The sequence below is a fragment of the Bradyrhizobium sp. genome (assembly GCF_049519115.1).
In the GTDB taxonomy this organism is placed as follows: domain Bacteria; phylum Pseudomonadota; class Alphaproteobacteria; order Rhizobiales; family Xanthobacteraceae; genus Bradyrhizobium.
Genome location: NZ_JBEKRB010000041.1, coordinates 1 through 19,044 on the forward strand (window position 1 = coordinate 1; position 19,044 = coordinate 19,044).

Genomic DNA, 19,044 nt, shown 5'->3' on the forward strand with positions numbered 1-19,044 from the left:
GCAACGATAGCGATGTGCCAGGAATATTCGTCCTGAACCTCGCTTGTGCAAGCGGGTAGAACGCCCACGGTAAGCACCTCATTTTCGATGCGAACGATTTCGAAGGCGACGAAGAGGCGGTCGTACTCCGCAGCGCCTAGGAAGTAGTTCAATCGAGCTTGGATGGCCTGTTGTTGAATCTTTGGCGGTTTGAAATGGTCCACTTGCAATAGCTCTTATATTGAACCAAACCCCGATGCCTCCCAAGAAAGTCCCGCAATGTCACACAGCCTTATCAGCGATGCCGAGATCCAATGCCCGACAACATGGAAACTGTGTGTGGACTTTCTTCAAGTGACCACGCAATCTTAGAGGGGCGCTTAAAAACAAGACGACGTGATTGATCAACATGATCAAGATAATTCGTTGACTTGGTTGAACTGAAGTTGGCTCATTCCAGATCCTCAGTTGGATATCTTACTATTATTTCTATTGAGAAATATTCGGCAGTGACGACGGATTTAACCAAGTTCCGAACGCCGCCGCGATACCAATGTAATGCTGACGGAGTAAGAATGAATCGGCGCCGCAGGGAAGTTGCTTCCAAGAGTGAGCTTGAATTCAGATTAGCGAAGCTAGATTGGTATCTTCAACGGCTGGAAGAGTGGGCAAAGCTATCCGATGATTTCTGCGACCGCTCAATAGCGGGCGGCAGCTTGGAGAGGTCGGGCGCGCAAGCGTCGGTCTTGCTGCCGTCTTTTCAACTTGGAGCGCTCCGTGCAGCGGCTCCGATCAGTCGCCGCCAAGTTGTAGAAGGCCGGTTACGCCGCGGTCGATAAGCGCCGGAACCGAGTTGCTTTCGGCCTGGGAATAAAGCCTTCAGCATCCGAGTCCTTCCCTGTACGCGCAATCCTGCGCCATCTGGAGCCCGGCTCCATAGGGAGAATACGTATGTCTAACGAAGGCCCTGACGATCGGAAGAAGGGATTGGGTCGTCGCGAAGTTCTGGAATGCATGGTTTGGGCGGGGACCGGCGTCCTTTGGACCATCACCGGCGGTGTCCCTCATTCCGTCGGGCTGATCGGTGAAGCGGCTGCCGCCGCGCCCGCCAAGGGCTTCACCTTCCTTCAGATGAGCGACAGCCACATCGGCTTCGACAAGGCCGCCAATCCGGACGCGCTGGGCACGCTGCGCGAGGCCGTCGCCCAGGTGAAGGCGATGGCGACCAAGCCGTCCTTCATCATCCACACCGGCGACATCACGCATCTGTCCAAGCCCGCCGAGTTCGACAACGCCGACAAGGTCTTCGCCGAGACCGGCCTGCAGACGCACTGGGTCCCCGGCGAGCACGACATCATCGACGAAGAGCGCGGCAAGGCCTATCTCGAGCGCTACGGCAAGGGTTCGAAGGGCGCCGGCTGGTACTCCTACGATGATCACGGTGTCCACTTCATCGGCCTCGTCAACGTCGTCGACCTGAAGGGCGGCGGTCTCGGCAATCTCGGCGCCGAACAGCTCGCATGGCTCGAAGCGGATCTGAAGGATCGCTCGAAGTCCACGCCGATCGTGGTCTTCTCTCATATCCCGCTCTACGTTCTCTACAAGGAATGGGGCTGGGGTACGGAAGATGGCCAGCGCGCGCTTGATCTCCTGAAGCGCTTCGGCTCGGTCACCGTGCTGAACGGCCACATCCACCAGCTCGCCCAGAAGATCGAAGGCAACATGACCTTCCACACGGCGCTGTCGACGGCGTTCCCGCAGCCGGCCCCCGGCTCGGCGCCTTCGCCAGGACCGATGGTCGTTCCTGCCGATCAGCTCCGCAGCAAGCTTGGCCTGTCGACCGTCACGGTCATGCAGGGCAACAAGCCGCTCGCCATCATCGACAAGACGCTCGCCTGATCGAGAGGACATATCCCATGCAAAATCCCATGAAACATCTCCGCCCGGGTCGCGCCGTGATCGCCGCGATGCTCCTGGGTCCGATCACCGGCGCTCTGCTGGCGTTCGGCGCCGTCGCAGCGCAGGAGGAAAACGTCGTCACCATCGACAACTTCACCTTCACCGCTCCGGAACTGACGGTCGCGGTGGGCACGACCGTGAAGTGGGTCAACCACGACGACATCCCGCACAACGTCGTCAACAAGGACAAGCTCTTCCGGTCGAAGGCGCTGGACACCGACGATTCGTATTCGTTCACGTTCGCCAACGCCGGCACCTACGACTACTTCTGCGGCCTGCATCCGCACATGCAGGGGAAGATCATCGTCAAGTAGGCGCATCTTGAGCGGTCTTGGTGAATCAAGCATGACCACGATACTGGCGGCGCATCGGACGGGTTTCCGGAGCGCCGCTCCTCCCAAACCCGACATGCTGAAAGACCGGGCGGAAGGCCCGGACCACGCGTCTGGCCAAGAGAGGATGCCGGTAGCCGCCGCGAACGACCAGGACGACCGCGCCGCGTTCGACGAAATCTTCCTCCCGCACATGGCCGAGGCCTACCGCCTCGCGCAGTGGCTGGCCGGCAACGCCTCGGATGCGGAAGACATCGTGCAGGATGCCGCGATACGGGCGTTCCGCGGCATCAAGAGCTTCGGTGCCGTCAACGCCCGCGCATGGTCCCTGACCATCGTGCGCAACACCGCCTTCAGCTGGCTCGCGAAACACAAATCGAAGACGGTGTTCATCGACGACCTGAGCGCCACGCAGCAACAGGAGATCGAGCATGAGGGTCCGCACGGGACAAAGGTGCAGACGCCCGAGGACATCGCCCTCTTCAGGGCCGACGCCGAGGAGGTCCAGGCGGCCCTCGAGCGGTTGCCGGCGCAGTTCCGCGAAGTGATCGTGCTACGGGAAATCAACCAGATGAACTATCGCGACATCGCCGAGATCACCAACGTCCCCCTCGGCACCGTCATGTCCCGCCTGTCGCGAGGAAGACAACTCCTGACGGCGCTGCTCGGAGATCGGAAGTAATCATGGTCGCAGTGCTGAGAGACAACGACGAATTGCGGTTGACCGCCTATTGCGACGGCGAACTCGACCCCGCTTCCGCGACCGAGTTCGAGCGACGCCTGGCGGCCGACGGATCCCTGCGGGCCCGCTATTCGCGCCTTAGTGCGCTGCAGCTGGCCGTTCGCTCGCTTCCGCTGGCCGACGTGCCGTCTGACCTGCAGGCACGGATTCAGGCCAGAGTGAACGCGGAGCGCCCGAGTAACGTCACGGTTCTGCGCCGACGTAGTTGGTCGTTCCAAGCGCTGGCGGCATCCGCCGTGTTCGGCGCCGTCATTTCCGGCTCCGTGTTGAAGACGATCGATCGGTTCGGCCAGGACGATACGGTCGCGAGCGAAGTGGTCGCCGGCCATATCCGCGGGCTGTTGGCGCCCCAGCCATTTGATATAGCATCCTCCGACCGTCACTCCGTCAAACCGTGGTTCACCTCGCGGCTGCCGGAATCGCCCCAGGTGCCTGACCTCGCCGCGCAGGGCTTCTCCTTGCTCGGTGGCCGCGTCGATGTGATCGGCAACAGTCCGGTGGCAACGATCGTCTACAAGCACGCGGCGCATACCGTTAGCCTTACGACGCTGCGGCCCGGCCAAGCAGTTCCTGGGCAGACAATCGCCGGGTATAATGTTCGAAGCTGGAGCGACGCGAATTTCACCTACGTTGCAGTATGTGACCTGCCTAGCGCAGATCTGGCAGTATTTGAAAGCGCATTTTCGGCCGCCGAGGCCGCAGCTCCAGAGATCAAATAGTCCCAGCAGGTTGCTTATTTTCGGATGGGACGACGGCGTGAGTTTGTCGGAAGACGGCAGCGCCCTGCGGTAATATCAAAGTATACGTCAACATCTGTAGGGTGCGGGACACATCCTTACATGCGTCCCGACGCCCCGACGGAATTAGCTGCTGGGAGGGCGGCGCGTCGTGTCCTCGCCGCCCGTTATCGACGGGTCTCTTTCATTGTTGCCGGAGTCCGCCGGATCCCAGTGGTCCCGCGCTCGGGTGGCGGTATAGGACGGCCCGTTCAACTGATTATACGCTCCACGCGGGCTGGACCGTGAATCCAAACCGTAAAGGCTTCCTGGCCCCCACTTCCCGGCTTCCTGAGCTAACACTGGCGTGGCGACGGTGGCGGAAAGAACTATGAAGGCACTCAGTATTTTCATTTTGGTCATTTCGCGTTCTCCGTGTGGCGTGAGCGCTTCGATGCGCACGAAGCTGATTAGGTTCGCGCTCGCTTGACCCGGCCAAGCACACTGAAATTCCCCCAGCGCATTTTGTCTTTGGCGACGGCCGGTCAATGTTCCTTGACATAGTTATGAGAACGCAATCGATCGCTTTACGTGCTTTGTCAGGTTCGACGCGCCGCCCGCCTCATCAAACAAACAAGAAGGGTGAACTTGCGATCGAAACCCGTGAACCGATCAACCTCACTCGCGATTGTGCAAAGAGAGACGATATCCGCGAGCTCAATACCGCGCTCGGTATCACGACCAAAGTTGCTGAGCCGAAAGACAAGCACGGCGGCGAGGAGGGTGTCCGTCGCGCACGTTGTGTTGATGATCTTGTGACTCTTCGTCATCCGCCGATAGGGCGGCTAATTTCGACGATCTACGCGGAAGCTTGCGATGACCGGTCACGGCGGCAGCGTGTTGCGCTGCGTTTCATCTTCGGCGTCGGCGCAACTTCAGCAAAATCAGTGATGCAGGGAAGGTCATCATCTGCTTTGCATCGCTCGAATAGGTTGCAGTCGTTGCTGATGATTGCGACGCAGCACGCGACTCCATGACGATTGGAGTTTCATCAGATCTCGTGCTCACGACATCGCGAGCGGGAATAACTTTCTCGAGTCCTCGGTCAAGTGCGTGTCCGGCTTCGTCGCTGGTCGCAAAAAAAGAGGAAACGCAAATGGCGCATGATAATCACGATGACGGTATCGATCGCCGTCATGCTCTCGAGTGCATGCTCTGGGCCGGCACCGGCGTTCTATGGACGGTTTCAGGTGGCGTCCCGAAGTCTTTCGGTCTGCTGAGTGAGGCCGCGGCGGCAACCGCTACGAATTCATTCACGTTCTTGCAGATTTCCGACAGCCATGTCGGCTTCGACAAGAAAGCCAATCCCAACGCACTCGGCACGCTGCAAGAGGCGATCGCGAAGGTTAAGGCGCTTCCCAACAAGCCGGCATTCATGCTCCATACCGGCGACATCACTCACTTGTCGAAGCCCAAGGAATTCGACGACGCCGCTCAGGTTATCGGCAGCGTGGGTCTCGACGTGCATTACGTGCCGGGCGAGCACGACAATCTCGACGAGGTGCCGCTCAAGTCCTATCTCGAGCGGTACGGAAAGAATACCAAGGGCACCGGCTGGTATTCCTTCGATCAGAACGGCATCCATTTCATCGGCCTCAACAATGTGATGAACCTCAAGGCTGGTGGCATGGGCATGCTGGGGGCCGAGCAACTGGCTTGGCTTGTCGATGATCTGAAGGGCCTTTCCGATTCCACGCCGATCGTCGTCTTCGCGCACATCCCATTGTGGACGATCTCCAGGGATTGGGGCTGGGGTACCGAAGATTCCGAGCAAGCGCTATCGATGCTGAAGCGGTTCGGATCAGTTACGGTGCTCAATGGTCATATTCATCAATTGATGCAGAAAACCGAAGGCAACGTCACCTTCCACACCGCGCGGTCGACGGCCTTTCCCCAGCCGGAGCCGGGCGCGGCTCCAGCGCCGCTGCCTTTGGTCGTTCCGGCCGAAAAGCTTCGTTCCGTCCTTGGCATCAGGACTGTCGTCTACACCCAGGGCCAAAAGCTGCTCGCGGTTACCGATCAACCGCTCGCGGCGAGCTAAACCAATGTCGGATCACTAGCACATTGGTTCTTCAGGTCCCTACTGAAGTTTTCTCTGTGTGCCAGTGGTACGGCAGCCGTGTCACCGCTGCTTGGGTCCTTTGCGGCTCCCTAGCTAAAGGTTCCGGGTGTTGATGACACGGCACCGTACCCCAAAAAAACGCTCGCTCCGCACTGACGGTTCGGATCGAATTTTCAAGCGCACCAACACAAAATCGATCAGGCGATTGCAGGCCCCATTGAGGGGCAGCCGGGTCTCAATATCGGAGTACGATCATGAAGAAGTCTATAATAATGGTCAGCATCATCGCTGGCATTGCGCTGGGTGCGGCCGTAGTCGTCGCGCAGACAAAACCGACGATACCGGTCATCGTGAAAGACACGACATCGCCCTATTGGCGGGCCGTGCTGGCAGGCGCGCGTAAGGCCGGTCAGGATCTTGGTGTCAACGTTGTTGGATTCGGCAATTCCGACGCGAACGGTCAAATCAACATCCTCTCAACGGCGGTCGCCTCAAATCCGGTGGCAATTGTCATCGCGCCCGCGGATTTTGCGGCACTTGGAAAGCCTATCGATGAGGCCGCCAAGAAGGTCAAGATAATCGGCATCGAGTCTGCCGCTGACTCCAAGGCGATGACGTCGCTTTTGACGACCGATAATCTTAATGCAGGTCGCATCGCCGCAGATGCTCTCGCTGTGGCAATCACGAGGTCATATGCTGACACCGAAGGTGATGTCGCGATCATCACGGCGATGCCTGGAATTGCGGCGCTAGATCAGCGTGCCAAGGGCTTCAAGGAGGTGGTCGCCGCAAAGTATGGAGCGCTGGATATCGTTGCCGAAAAAACTGCCGACGGCAATGCGGCGACCGGTATCAATATCATGAAGGATCTCATCGCCAACGTCGCCGACTTGCGCGGCGTGTTCGTCGCTGATCCGGTCATGACGGTGGCGGTGGGCCAAGCCATTTCCGAGAAGAAATCGGATGACAAGATCAATGTGGTGGGCGTTGGCTCGGACGAAATGCTCGTTAAATTCCTGCAAGACGACGTAATCACCGGACTCGTGGTGGAGGATCCCTTTCGCATGGGTTATGAGGGCGTCAAGATCGCGCTCGCCGCCTCGAAGGGCGAACAGGTGTCGGCCAACGTCGATACGGGGGTAACCCTTGTCACCAAGGCCAACATGGGCTCCGCGCGTTCGCAGGAACTCCTCAAGCCGAAGGTCGAGTGATTGGGGTGCGCGCAAGGGAAGCTGACAGCGAAGGTTGCTGGTATACCTCCACCGACAAAACGCTACCGCAGGAAATTGGATCTCCCGACCGGCGGTACCGTTGCGGCAAACGTGCGTTGATCGTTCACCGGCATTTTGAGGCCTCCTCGTTGAGGAGTTGAAGATAATCTCTGTGAACTGCGATTGGCCAGCGCGAGCCATCCCAAAGGATGCGCAGGCTGCTCGGATACCGCGTAGACCCGACAATTGTGCCCTTCTTCTTAATATCTCGAGGATGCCGGGAACGGCCGAGTTCACTCAAATGGATTCGGTCGCCTTCGGAAAGCTCAAGCGCTTCGTCATTGTTCGATCTGGGAGGAGGTGAATTTACGTTGGGCGTGGAGCAAGAAAATCCGCTGATTGCGTGACGTTGAGGGTTACGTAGGTTATTCCGTTCCATCGGCAGCTATCTTATGAGGCGGGCGCCCGCGATCGTTGCGTAGCTCAAGCGTTCCTAGTCGTCCACTCCATGCATACGATACTGACACGAAGAAGGACTGAAGGATAACGCCTCCGCTTGTTCAAAAATGCCTTAATCGCATCAGGCCAAGGTCGCGGTATGCAGCTCGTGCCGGCCTGCTATTGCTCGATCCCGCTTCCCTGATTATCGAGGGGCATCATAACTCTGGGGCCGTGCGCCGTTCATCTGGACACAAACGAATTCTCGATTTCCGGCTCAACAACCCTCTAGTCGAGCCGAGATCGCCGCCAGGCACCCGGACTTACACCGACGAAGCGGGTGAACACCCGCGTCATGTGACTTTGATCGGTGAAGCCGCATGCCAAAGCCACCTCCGATAATGATATTCGGCGATCGCGGAGTTTCTCCTTTGCTACCGTGATGCGATGTTTCAAAAGCCACTGATGGGGCGCCGCCCCGAGGGTGCGGTGAAAAGCACGCGAGAAATGGCTCGCCGATAAGCCGCACTCTCGCGCCACTTCTTTTAACATCAAGCGACCATCGATATGGGTACTGAGAATCTCTTTGGCACGTCTCTCCTGCCACGGTGCAAGCCCGCCTCGGGCCTCCCGTGTAATCGGCCGCATGCCGCCATACTTCCGCGCAACATGTACCCCGAGCGCGAATAGAATGTGGTCGACGAACAACTGGTTCACTTGGTCAGGGCGGCTAAGGGCCGGAAGCAGCGCCCGCCCGAGACTGGAAATCGTTACATCGTCGATCGGCGCGGAACCGTGGTCCAGATCACTGATCCGATGCGCGTTGACGTCGTCGGCAATCGCGTGCAGCGCATTGTCCGGCAAATAAAAAAAGAGATCGTGATACGGCTTGTCGAGAAGAGCCACAGGATCCCGTCTCAAGTCATGGAAATCGACTTGCCCAGTCCGCAAGCTATGTACCGGCATGTGGCGCCCGTCTTCCCAATATTGGCGATCGGGAAAATCGCGAAGCGACAAAGCGACTAGATAGGCGTTCTCTCGCTGGATCGAGTGGCTCATTTCCACCACCGGCTCATCGCATCGCGTCTCCGTGACAGCCATGTCAGCCGTGCTCAGTGCGCGCGTCACGACCGTATGCGCCTGTTCGGCTCGCAGCCGCTCTCCGAGACGCCGCCCGTAACCTTCGCTCGACGTCATGCGTGCCTCCATTTAGGTTCGCCCGATCGGCGGAGGGGGTGAACCTGAGACCCGCCGGTCGCGCGCATACTAACGTCACACTTGCCACCAGCCATTGCGAAGGTGCCCGGGCCGGTCCGGGATTGGATCATTTACGAGCGAATTTAGCAAAGGACGGCAGTTTTGTACAACGTTGCGGCTTATTTGCCGTCAACTGCAGCCCGCATCCGGCACCGACATCAGAGCGGTTCATCAAGCGGCGAAAGGAAACGCGCCGAGGCAATCCGAATTGGGGTCGGATCGTGAAACGGGCGGCGCTTTCGTGAAAGATAAAGCGGCACATTGCCGACAATTTAAGTCGCTCAAGAATCGATGCGTTCCATTGACACCGAGTCTGTGCCGTCGCGCCGCTCTTCTCGATGACTAGGAGGCGACATGGCCGATTGCTTTTGGGCGTTGGTGATGTCCTCGACAAGCTCACCGCCTCGGTGCCGGCGGTAAATGGGGTCGGTCAGCAGCGGACCTTTGGGTGGCTCGCTCGCGCGCTCGGGAGGAAACACGATGAAAACGATCACCACTCACTACATCGATGGGGCGTTTGTTGAATCGCATGGTCGCGAAACCATGGACAGCATCAATCCGACCACCGGCAACGTGATTGGCCGGGCGATGCTGGCGGACGAGGTGGATACGCGGCGCGCGATTGCCGCGGCCAATCGAGCGTTCGCGACCTACGGACGATCTACATTCGAGGAACGCTCGGAAATCCTGCGGCGGCTGCATAAGGCCGCCTTGGCGCGGCTCGACGATTTGATTGTCGCGATGGTGGAGGAATACGGCGGTGTCGTGCAGTTCGCCGGACCGATCGTGTTGTCCGGCATCAATGCATTTCTGGCCGCCGAACAGGCGCTCAGGGAGATGCCTTGGACACGCAGTTGGGACAAGACGACGGTGACCCTGGAGCCGGTTGGGGTGGCGGGTCTGATTACCGCCTGGAATGCCAACTCGCTGTTCATCTGCCTCAAGTTGGCTTCCGCCGCCGCCGCCGGCTGCACGGTCGTGATCAAGCCGAGCGAGATGAGCTCGCTGCAAACGCGGGTTCTGGTGGAGGCCCTGCACGAAGCGGGGCTTCCGAACGGTCTTTTGAATGTCGTGACCGGCCTCGGCCAGGTGGTCGGCGCTGAATTGGTGCGCAATCCGGACGTCGCCAAGATATCCTTCACGGGTTCGGTGGCGGTTGGAGAATCCATCATGCGCGATGGCGCCGCGACGATGAAGCGCGTCACGCTCGAACTAGGAGGCAAATCGCCCACGATCCTGCTCGACGATGCCAACCTCGACAAGGCGATTCCAGTGGCACTCGTCATGGCATTTCTAAACAGCGGTCAAGCCTGCGCCGCAGGGACGCGGCTGCTTGTGCCGAACAAACTACTTGAGGATGTCAAGCGCGCGATCGTAGGCGCCATGTCCGCTTTCGTTGTGGGCAACCCGGCCGATCCCAAGATCGCCGTCGGGCCGATGGTGTCGCAGAAGCAGTATGAGCGCGTCCAATCCTACATCCGCAAGGGCACCGACGAAGGGGCTCAGATACTCGTCGGCGGTGAAGGCCGTCCGCAGGGATTGGAAGCGGGGTATTTCGTGAAGCCGACGGTGTTCGTGAACGTGACGAACGACATGGTGATCGCGAGGGAGGAGATTTTCGGTCCCGTGCTTTCCGTCATCGCCTACGACTCCGAGGAGGACGCGATCCGGATCGCCAACGATTCCAAATATGGTCTTCACGCCGTGGTTCTTGGATCCGACCTTTCGCGCGCGCGCCGCGTGGCCTCTCAGATACGCGCCGGCCGAGTCGTGATCAACGGCATGATGGACGATCCCCAGGCGCCTTGGGGCGGCTTCAAACATTCCGGGGTCGGCCGCGAATACGGGGCCTTCGGGATCGAGGCGTTCGTGGAGACGCGGGCTATCCTCGATGCGACCGCGTGACGATCACGCTTTGGAGATCAACATGAGCCAACACACCGCCATATTCCCCGAAGAGGCCGCCGATCGCCTGGCGATCCGCGAGCTCATCGAGGCCTATGCGCACTGCGCGGATCGTCGCGATGCGAAAGGCCAGATGTCTCTCTTCACTCCGGACACCAACTTCGTGGTGTATATGAACGCCAAGGATCCAGCGCCGACGCAGGAACTGCATTCGCGCGAGGCGCTCGCGCCGGTGTTCGCCGAGCTGAACAAATACGACGCCACCACGCACTTCGTCGGTCAGAGCACAATCCTTGTGCTGAGTGACGATCGCGGCACGGGCGAGACGTACTGCCTCGCGCATCACGTTACGGTCAGTGAAGCGAAGCGGCGCTTGATGGTCGCTTCGCTCCGCTACATCGACACCTTCGCGAAGATCGACGGAGCGTGGCTTTTTGCAGAGCGCCGGCTCTTTGTCGACTGGATCGATGAGCGCGCACTCTCATGACGGCGTCCAATCGAATGGCCCTGAAAATCATTAGCGGCGCGGCGTGCTTTTGGTCCGACATGCGCCAAACCCTCTGCGCGACATTCGTTATCTTGGCTCTCAACTATCCAGCCCTTGCCCAACAGCCGGCGGCCGTTCCGGTGGGCGTCGCAAAGGCGGAGCGCAAACCCATAGCGAAAGCTGGAGATTTCGTCGGCAGGGTCGAGGCGATCAGTCGGGTCGAGATTCGCGCGCGGGTCACCGGCTACCTGGACGGCGTGCTGTTTAAGGAAGGTGACCTGATCAAGGAAGGAGCGTTGTTGTACCGGATCGAAAAGGGACTGTTCGAGGCCCAGGTCCAACAAGCCGAGGGCGCGCTGGAGCGCAGCAAAGCCGCGAAAACACTAAGCGCCCTGCAACTCGCCCGCGCCGAGGATCTGGTGGAGAAGCAGGTCGGGACCGTGGTCGCTCGCGATCAGGCGCAAGCGACGGACCAACAGGCCGAGGGCGCAGTGATGACCGACGAAGCCAACCTCACCACTGCCCGGATCAACCTCTCATACACTGACATTATGTCCCCAATCACAGGCAAGATCGGCCGTACCAACATTACGAAAGGCAACGTCGTCAGCCCGGGCAACGGGTCTCTGACAGTCATTGTCAGCCAGGATCCGATGTATGTGACCTTTCCGGTGAGCCAGCGGGAATTCCTGCGCGCACAAGCGGCGGGTCGGAAAGTCGATATTAGCGACATCAAGGCACGGCTTCGTTTCGCCGATGGCACGACCTACCAAGAGGAAGGAAGCATCAACTTCGTCGATGTTCAGGTCGATCGCGCCACCGACACGATTCTTGCGCGCGCGACGTTTCCAAATCCTGCTGGCGCGCTGGTGGACGGACAATTTGTCCGTATCGAGCTCGAAACCGGGAAGCCGCAGGAAAAAGTCGTCATACCCCAGGCTGCGCTGATCGCCGATCAAGAAGGCGTCTACGTGTTCGTGGTGGAGGACAGCAAGGCCGTAGTCAGGCGGGTGAAGCCGGGCGACGGGATCGACACTGGTGTGGTGATCGAACAAGGTTTGACGGGGGGCGATCTGGTCATCGTGGATGGCCTGCTGCTTGTGCGCCCGGGAAGCGCGGTGCATGCGACGCCCGCCCGCGCACTGAACGGGAGCTGACGTCGTGTTGTCGGCAATTTTCGTCGATCGGCCGCGGCTCGCGATCGTCATCGCGATCGTGACGACCATTGCAGGCGCTCTCGCACTGCTGGCAATCCCATTTGCCCAGTATCCCGATATCGTCCCGCCGCAGGTATCCGTGACCACGGTCTATCCAGGTGCCAGCTCGGTGGTCGTGGACGGCACCGTTGCGCAACCGATCGAAGCGCAACTCGTCGGCGTCGACAAGATGATGTACATGAAGAGCGTGAGTGGTGACGATGGAAGCTATACGCTTACCGCATCGTTTGAACTCGGCACCGATCCCGACATCAACACCGTCAACGTCAACAACCGGGTGCAGATTGCCCTGTCCAGCCTGCCGGAGGACGTTCAACGGCAGGGCGTCATCGTCAAGAAGCGGTCCTCGGCGCTCCTCGGCGCCATCGCCTTCTACTCGCCGAAGCACAGCCACGACCCGCTTTTCCTGTCCAACTACGTCACCATAAATGTCCTCGACCGGATCAAGAGCATGCCGGGTGTGGGCGACGCCATGCTCTGGGGCCCGCAGGACTATGCGATGCGCGCCTGGATCCGGACCGATCGCCTGACCGGGCTGGGGCTGACGGTCGGCGACATCATCGGGGCGATCCAATCGCAGAATACGCAAGCCGCGGTCGGCCGCATTGGCGCGCGTCCTGTCTCCGATGACCAGCAGCTGCAGCTCAACATCCAGACGAAGGGTCGGCTCGCCTCCGTCGCCGAATTCGAGAAAATCGCCATACGCACCAATCCGGACGGATCGGTCCTTCGTCTCGGTGACGTGGCGCGGCTCGAACTCGGTGCCTCGAGTCTCGATCGCGACACCCGCTTCAACTCTGGGCCGGCAGCCATCGTGGCCATTTTCCAAACGCCCGGCGCAAATGCGATCAAGACGCTCAACGATGTACGTGCCCGCATCGCCGAACTCGGCGGAAGCTTTCCGGATGATATGGCCTGGAAGGTCACCTATGACCCTACGGCATCCGTCACGGCAACCATCGATGAAGTCCAGAAGACCCTCATCGAGGCCTTCATTCTCGTTGTCATCGTGGTCTACCTGTTCCTCGGGAGCATCCGAGCCACCCTCATTCCGACCATCGCCGTTCCGGTAAGCCTGATCGGCACCTTCGTCGTCCTGAAGGCGATCGGTTATTCCGCCAACACCGTTTCCCTGCTCGCGGTCGTGCTTGCCATCGGCATTGTCGTCGACGACGCCATCGTCGTGGTCGAGAACGTCGAACGCGTGATGGAGGAACATCCGGAGCTGTCGGCCGGGGAGGCGACGAAGCGTGCCATGGCCGAGATCACGGCGCCGATCATCGCCATCACGCTTGTCCTGCTCTCGGTCTTCGTTCCCATCGCCTTCATCCCGGGCATTTCCGGCGAGCTGTTCCGGCAGTTTGCCGTGACGGTGTCCGTGTCCATGTTCCTCTCTGCTATCAATGCACTCACGCTTTCCCCGGCCTTGTGCGGGGTTCTTCTTCGCCCGCATCACGGCCCGCGGCGCGGCCCGATCGGATGGGTCATGCGATCGATCGACAAGGTGCGCGATGCTTACGGGGCGGCCATCGCACGTATCGTGCGCTTTTCTGTCATCGGCCTGGTGATGGTGGTGGCTGCAATGGCCGGTATTGTCTTCTTCAACAGGTTCATTCCGACCGGATTCCTGCCTGAGGACGACCAGGGGACCCTGTTCGTCGTCGTCCAATTGCCCGGAGGGGCATCTGTCGCACGCACGTCGGACGTGGTTCAACAGGCCGAAGAAATCCTGAAGAAGGAAAAGTCGGTCGCGGACTTCATCTCGGTTGTCGGCCTGAATTTCATCGACAATTTCTCGCAGTCCAATGCGGCCTTCATGGTGGTCACCCTCAAGCCATTTGAGGAACGCAGGGACGCCTCGGAGGACGTGCACGCATTGATCGGCCGGCTTGGCGAGAAATTCCGACAGGTCCAGGGAGGCGTCGTGATCCCGTTGGCGCCGCCGCCGATCATAGGATTGGGGACCGGTGGCGGATTCTCCTATGTGCTCGAAGACTTGCGCGGCGGCGATCCGAAAGTGCTCGCACAGACATTGCGCGGATTGATCGTTGCCGCAAACCAGGAACACGATCTCAGCCGTGTCTTCACGACTTTCTCGGCGACCAACCCCTCGATCTATCTCGATATCGACCGGGACAAGGCGCAGGTCCTGGGAGTGCCGTTAAGCGCGGTGTTCCAGGCGCTTCAGGCGTCGCTTGGAGGGGTCTACGTCAACGACATGAATCTGTACGGACGACGATGGCAAGTGCAGGTTCAGGCCGAAGCGGACGATCGCAAGAGTGTCGATGACATCTCCCGGATCAATGTGCGCAGCAGCGAAGGCAAGATGATTCCATTGCGCAGCCTCGTCGAGGTTCGCGTCGTCGTCGGCCCACCGGCGCTGATTCGTTACAACAACGTCCGTGCGGTGAGTGTGCTCGGAAGCCCGGCGCCGGGCGTGTCGTCCGGACAAGCACTCAAGGCGATGGAGCAGGTTGCGGCGAGGACGCTTCCAGCAGGATTTGCAGGCGAGTGGACCGACACGTCGTTCCAGGAAAAGCGGGCCGAGGGCAAGACCACGATGATCCTCGGCTTCGCGTTGTTGTTTGCGTACCTGTTCCTGGTTGGGCTCTACGAAAGCTGGACCATTCCGGTGCCCGTGCTGCTGTCGGTGTCGGTGGGCGTGCTTGGTTCGTTCATCGCGATGGCGATCGGCGGGCTCACTCTCGATCTCTACGCGCAGATCGGCATGGTCGTATTGATCGGGCTCGCTGCAAAGAACGGCATCCTCATCGTCGCGTTCGCCAAGGAAAAGCGGGAACGCGGCACGCCGCTCCTTGAAGCCGCGACTGAAGGCGCCCGGCAGCGTTTCCGCCCTGTGATGATGACCTCGTTCGCTTTTATCCTCGGACTGCTGCCGCTGGTGGTTGCGACCGGAGCCGCACAACTGGCCCGACGGGATGTCGGCACCCCCGTGTTTGGCGGAATGATCCTCGCCGCCTTCCTCGGGATCTTCGCGATTCCGCCGTTATACGTAACGTTCCAGGCCATTCGCGAGCGGTTGAGACCTGCGACGCGTCCCGATGGCAACCAGATGAAATCCGCTGGAGCGCTGCCCGAACCGACCGTGCCGGCCGCCGCCGATTAGATGAAAGCGAGGATCGAAGGACATGGATGGAGCGTACATCTCCGCTTTAGCTGCGCTCGCCGGATCAAGTATCGGCGGGCTCGCGACGTTTGCGACGACGTGGCTCAATCAAAGCTATCAGCACAAGATTCAGCGTCATTCGAACGAACGCGCGCGCCGGGAAAAGCTCTTCGGGGATTTCATGCATGAGGCCGCTTCGGCTCACAGCGACTCGATGGTGAACAAGCTGAATGATCCGTCTGGTCTGGTGAACCTGTATTCCCTCAAGAGCAGGATGTCGCTGTTCTCGGGTGAAGATGTGCTGAGGGAGGCAGACAAGGTTCTCCAGGCCATCATCGATCGCTATTTCGTAGACGAGATCAAATTTACGGACATCGGCGCAAGCGCGGTGAAGGAGCTCGACCTGCTTCGGGGATTCACACGAGCCTGCAAGGAAGAGATTACGCGATTTTGAAGTCAGTTCGCGAATGCGAATTTGGGAAAGACAGGTTCGAAGTCGGCCATGCGTCGACGTGCGGGTTCTCAGTTCGCCACGTGGATGTGGGTTGGACTTCGACGAAGGCGTCGAGCGAGCCCGTTATCGGGGAGAGGCAGAATGGTCATGAACGCGAGAAACGACATCTGGGGAGCTTCTGTTGAAGGCGCCCTTCCGTCGAGCCCACTGTCATGAACGCTCCGCGGCAGGACCAGAAACGTCTCGTCATCGTCGGAGCGACGGGGATGGTCGGTGGATACGCCTTGCGCTACGCGCTGGACAATCCGGATGTCGCAGCCGTGACGTCGATCGGGCGCAGGAGACTGGGAACCATCCATCCCAAACTCAGGGAAGTCCTGCATCAGGACTTCTCGGACTGCGAAACGCTCGAGGAGGTGCTTTCCGGACAGGATGGAGCAATCTTTTGTCTCGGGACCTACACGGGAGCGGTGCCGGACGCCGAGTTCTACAAGGTGACCGTGGACTACACAGTTGATTTTTCCCGGGTTCTCCACACCGCGAGCCCGGCCGCCGTGTTTTCCTTCTTGAGCGGTAACGGCGCAGACCCAACACAGCGAAGCAGGCTGGCCTTTGCGCGATACAAGGGAGAGGCCGAGAACGCGTTGCTCGCGACGGGATTCGCGCACGTATACATCTTCCGGCCCGGCTACATCTATCCGGTGCAGCCGCGGAAGGAACCGAATTTCAGCTACCGTTTATTGCGGGCGATCTATCCCGCGTTTCGCGTCCTGTTCCCCAACCTGGTGATCCCGGCCGACGATTTGGCGCGTGCCATGGTGGATGCCGCCCTGCATGGGACCGGGGAACGCAGCGGACCGATTTTCGAGAATCCTGACATCCGAGTCATGGTCGCCGCGGGTGCCGCTCACACGAAGTCTCACGGATAGCCGCTTAGCCCCTGCAAAACGATCATGCTGCCGTACCATCTGCCTGCAACTGCGTTCCATAAGTGTCGGACGCAGTGATCGGCCGCATGCGCAATGCCATCGCCATTGGCTGGCGTGCGAGCCGAAAAACAGCAGAAGCCTTCTATGGGTGACGATCTCGTTCAAGAAAACAACGAGTATCCGCAGTCATTGTCGGACACCGAGCTTCGATCGAGCGACTATTCAAACTAGGTGTGGCGCCATGAAATCGTCCCATAAAGCTGTCGCGACAACAGCAATTTCCCGGCTTTTCGTCCTCGAACTGAATGCCGGAAATATTCACGTCATGAATACGGATGGCTCCGATCGCAGAACGATCGTCACTGGCTGCCATCTTCCGGACGGCATCGTCGTCGATGTCGATGCCGGTCATATCTACTGGAGCAATATGGGCATTCCCAACCTGAACGACGGTTCAATTGAACGTGCCGACTTCGACGGAAAGAACCGCAAGGCAATCGTCGCACAGGGAAAAACCCACACGCCGAAGCAGATCATCCTCGAAAAGAGAGCTGGCAAGCTCTATTGGTGCGATCGCGAGGGCATGCGCGTGATGCGCTCCAATCTCGACGGCTCCCAGATAGAGACGCTAGTCGAGTCGGGGAAGGGCGATGCCGATAGCCGGGATCAGAGGCGATGGTGCGTGGGGCTCGCGATCGACCCAAAATTCCAGAAGATCTACTGGAGCCAAAAGGGCCCGGACAACGGAGGCCTCGGCCGCATCTTCCGCGCCAACGTTGAAATTCCCGCCGGCCAGACCGCTGCGAACAGGTCCGATATCGAGGTATTCGTCGACGGCTTGCCCGAGCCGATTGACCTCGAACTCGACCTGAATAAGCGCATCCTCTACTGGACCGACCGTGGCGACCCGCCGCGCGGTAACACGGTGAACCGCACCTCGATCGATAATGGCTCCCATGAGCCGGAAATCCTGGTGAGCCATCTCATGGAGGGGATCGGTATCGCTCTCGATGTTTCCAATGACCGCATGTTCGTGACCGACTTCGCCGGCTCGATCTATACGGCGCGGCTCGACGGATCGGAGGAGCGGAATTTCCTCTACGCACAGGGCAACTTGACCGGCATCGCATACGCCGAAATCCCGCAGGAGAAGTGATATGTTGCAAAACAGGCGTATTCGCCGAATAGCCATGATTGGCACAGGCGTCATCGGCGCAAGCTGGACCTCGCTGTTTCTCGCCAAGGGGTTACAGGTCGTAGCAACCGACGTCGCGCCGAATGCCGAAGCCGCACTGAGGAGTTTCGTCGAGGCGGCCTGGCCGGCGCTCAAGCGATTGGGCCTCTCGCCCGGCGCGTCGCAGTCGAACCTGAAGTTCACGGCCGCCCTCGTGCAAGCGGTCGACGGCGTCGATCTCGTCCAGGAGAACGGGCCCGAGCGGATCGAGTTCAAGCAGAAGCTCTATGGACAGCTGGACGAACTGTTGGCGCCGGACGTGATCATCGCGTCGAGTTCGTCAGGGCTCACCATGAGCGAAATCCAGAAGGGCGCTAAGGCCCATCCGGAGCGCTGCGTCATCGCCCACCCGTTCAATCCGCCCCACCTGATCCCGCTGGTCGAGATCGTGGGCGGAGCAACGACCTCCGAAGCGACGATCGAGCGCGCGGCGGAATTCTACACGTCGATCGGACAACGGACGGTGCGCCTCAACAAGGAAATGCCGGGGCATGTTGCCAACCGGCTGCAGGCCGCATTGGCGCGCGAAGTCTACTATCTTGTCTCCGAGGGCGTGGCGAGCGTTGCCGATGTCGACACCGCCCTGTGCTGGGGCCCGGGACTGCGCTGGGGCATCATGGGCAACCTGATGCTCAACCATCTCGGCGGCGGTCCGGGCGGCATCGAGCACTTCTTTCAGCAATTCAGCGGCCCGATGACGGCCTGGTGGAAGACCCTGGGTTCGCCGGTGCTCACTCCGGAAGTGCAAAAGTTGCTCATCGACGGCGTTCATGCCGAGGCCGGATCCCGCTCGATCGAGGACCTCGCCGCGGAACGCGACGAAGTTCTGCTCGGCCTGATTGAGCTGCGCCACAAGGCTACGAAGGCGAGCGAACAGAAATCGACGGCAGCCTAGGAGCGAGCCGCCGCCGGCAAGATCAATCATGCGTCGTGCA

17 protein-coding genes are annotated in these 19,044 nt (G+C 59.8%); 15 read left to right on the top strand and 2 right to left on the bottom strand.

Going from position 1 to position 19,044, the window contains the following annotated elements; genetic code table 11:
• Nucleotides 1-203, bottom strand: a 203-nt coding sequence (locus tag ABSE61_RS25935; RefSeq protein ID WP_423874000.1) for a hypothetical protein, incomplete at its 3' end; no start/stop codon positions are given.
• A gap of 727 nt (nt 204-930) precedes the next feature.
• Between ABSE61_RS25935 and ABSE61_RS25940 the strand changes: the two genes are divergently transcribed.
• The 7 genes from ABSE61_RS25940 to ABSE61_RS25970 all read left to right on the top strand — a co-directional run bounded on the left by ABSE61_RS25940 (nt 931) and on the right by ABSE61_RS25970 (nt 7,061).
• Nucleotides 931-1,878, top strand: coding sequence for a metallophosphoesterase family protein (locus ABSE61_RS25940; RefSeq protein ID WP_423874001.1), 948 nt, complete (start codon nt 931-933; stop codon nt 1,876-1,878).
• Nucleotides 1,879-1,907: 29 nt separating this feature from the next.
• Complete coding sequence (locus tag ABSE61_RS25945; protein WP_423874002.1) at nt 1,908-2,252, top strand: cupredoxin domain-containing protein; 345 nt, start codon at nt 1,908-1,910, stop codon at nt 2,250-2,252.
• Nucleotides 2,253-2,283: 31 nt separating this feature from the next.
• Nucleotides 2,284-2,952 (top strand): sigma-70 family RNA polymerase sigma factor, encoded by a 669-nt coding sequence (locus ABSE61_RS25950; protein WP_423874003.1) that lies wholly within the window; start codon nt 2,284-2,286, stop codon nt 2,950-2,952.
• Nucleotides 2,953-2,954: 2 nt separating this feature from the next.
• On the top strand, nt 2,955-3,731 hold the full coding sequence (locus ABSE61_RS25955) for an anti-sigma factor family protein (RefSeq protein ID WP_423874004.1): 777 nt from the start codon (nt 2,955-2,957) through the stop codon (nt 3,729-3,731).
• A 563-nt stretch (nt 3,732-4,294) separates the two neighbouring features.
• Complete coding sequence (locus tag ABSE61_RS25960; RefSeq protein ID WP_423874005.1) at nt 4,295-4,765, top strand: hypothetical protein; 471 nt, start codon at nt 4,295-4,297, stop codon at nt 4,763-4,765.
• Nucleotides 4,766-4,884: 119 nt separating this feature from the next.
• Nucleotides 4,885-5,829 (top strand): metallophosphoesterase family protein, encoded by a 945-nt coding sequence (locus ABSE61_RS25965; protein ID WP_423874006.1) that lies wholly within the window; start codon nt 4,885-4,887, stop codon nt 5,827-5,829.
• Between the two features lie 275 nt (nt 5,830-6,104).
• A complete protein-coding gene (locus ABSE61_RS25970; protein WP_423874007.1) occupies nt 6,105-7,061 on the top strand; it encodes a substrate-binding domain-containing protein in 957 nt (318 codons plus the stop codon).
• Between the two features lie 726 nt (nt 7,062-7,787).
• On the opposite strand, the gene ABSE61_RS25975 is transcribed toward ABSE61_RS25970, so the two are convergent.
• Nucleotides 7,788-8,405 carry a helix-turn-helix transcriptional regulator gene (locus tag ABSE61_RS25975; RefSeq protein WP_423874008.1) on the bottom strand — a complete coding sequence of 206 codons (618 nt, stop codon included), beginning with the start codon at nt 8,403-8,405 and terminating at the stop codon, nt 7,788-7,790.
• Nucleotides 8,406-9,236: 831 nt separating this feature from the next.
• On the opposite strand from ABSE61_RS25975, the gene ABSE61_RS25980 reads away from it, so the two are divergent.
• The 8 genes from ABSE61_RS25980 (at nt 9,237) to ABSE61_RS26015 (ending at nt 19,004) form a co-directional block, all read left to right on the top strand.
• A complete protein-coding gene (locus tag ABSE61_RS25980; protein WP_423874009.1) occupies nt 9,237-10,661 on the top strand; it encodes an aldehyde dehydrogenase family protein in 1,425 nt (474 codons plus the stop codon).
• A gap of 10 nt (nt 10,662-10,671) precedes the next feature.
• The gene (locus ABSE61_RS25985) at nt 10,672-11,148 is read left to right on the top strand and encodes a nuclear transport factor 2 family protein (protein WP_423874010.1); all 477 of its coding nucleotides are present in this window, start codon (nt 10,672-10,674) and stop codon (nt 11,146-11,148) included.
• 14 nt (nt 11,149-11,162) lie between these two features.
• Nucleotides 11,163-12,305 (top strand): efflux RND transporter periplasmic adaptor subunit, encoded by a 1,143-nt coding sequence (locus ABSE61_RS25990; RefSeq protein WP_423874011.1) that lies wholly within the window; start codon nt 11,163-11,165, stop codon nt 12,303-12,305.
• A 4-nt stretch (nt 12,306-12,309) separates the two neighbouring features.
• Complete coding sequence (locus tag ABSE61_RS25995; RefSeq protein WP_423874012.1) at nt 12,310-15,492, top strand: efflux RND transporter permease subunit; 3,183 nt, start codon at nt 12,310-12,312, stop codon at nt 15,490-15,492.
• A 22-nt stretch (nt 15,493-15,514) separates the two neighbouring features.
• Nucleotides 15,515-15,946, top strand: a complete 432-nt coding sequence (locus tag ABSE61_RS26000; protein ID WP_423874013.1) for a hypothetical protein — start codon at nt 15,515-15,517, stop codon at nt 15,944-15,946.
• A gap of 284 nt (nt 15,947-16,230) precedes the next feature.
• Complete coding sequence (locus ABSE61_RS26005) at nt 16,231-16,875, top strand: Rossmann-fold NAD(P)-binding domain-containing protein (RefSeq protein ID WP_423874014.1); 645 nt, start codon at nt 16,231-16,233, stop codon at nt 16,873-16,875.
• A gap of 241 nt (nt 16,876-17,116) precedes the next feature.
• Nucleotides 17,117-18,031 carry a 3-hydroxyacyl-CoA dehydrogenase gene (locus ABSE61_RS26010; protein WP_423874015.1) on the top strand — a complete coding sequence of 305 codons (915 nt, stop codon included), beginning with the start codon at nt 17,117-17,119 and terminating at the stop codon, nt 18,029-18,031.
• 34 nt (nt 18,032-18,065) lie between these two features.
• On the top strand, nt 18,066-19,004 hold the full coding sequence (locus ABSE61_RS26015) for a 3-hydroxyacyl-CoA dehydrogenase NAD-binding domain-containing protein (protein WP_423874016.1): 939 nt from the start codon (nt 18,066-18,068) through the stop codon (nt 19,002-19,004).
• The last annotated feature ends 40 nt before the right edge of the window (nt 19,005-19,044 follow it).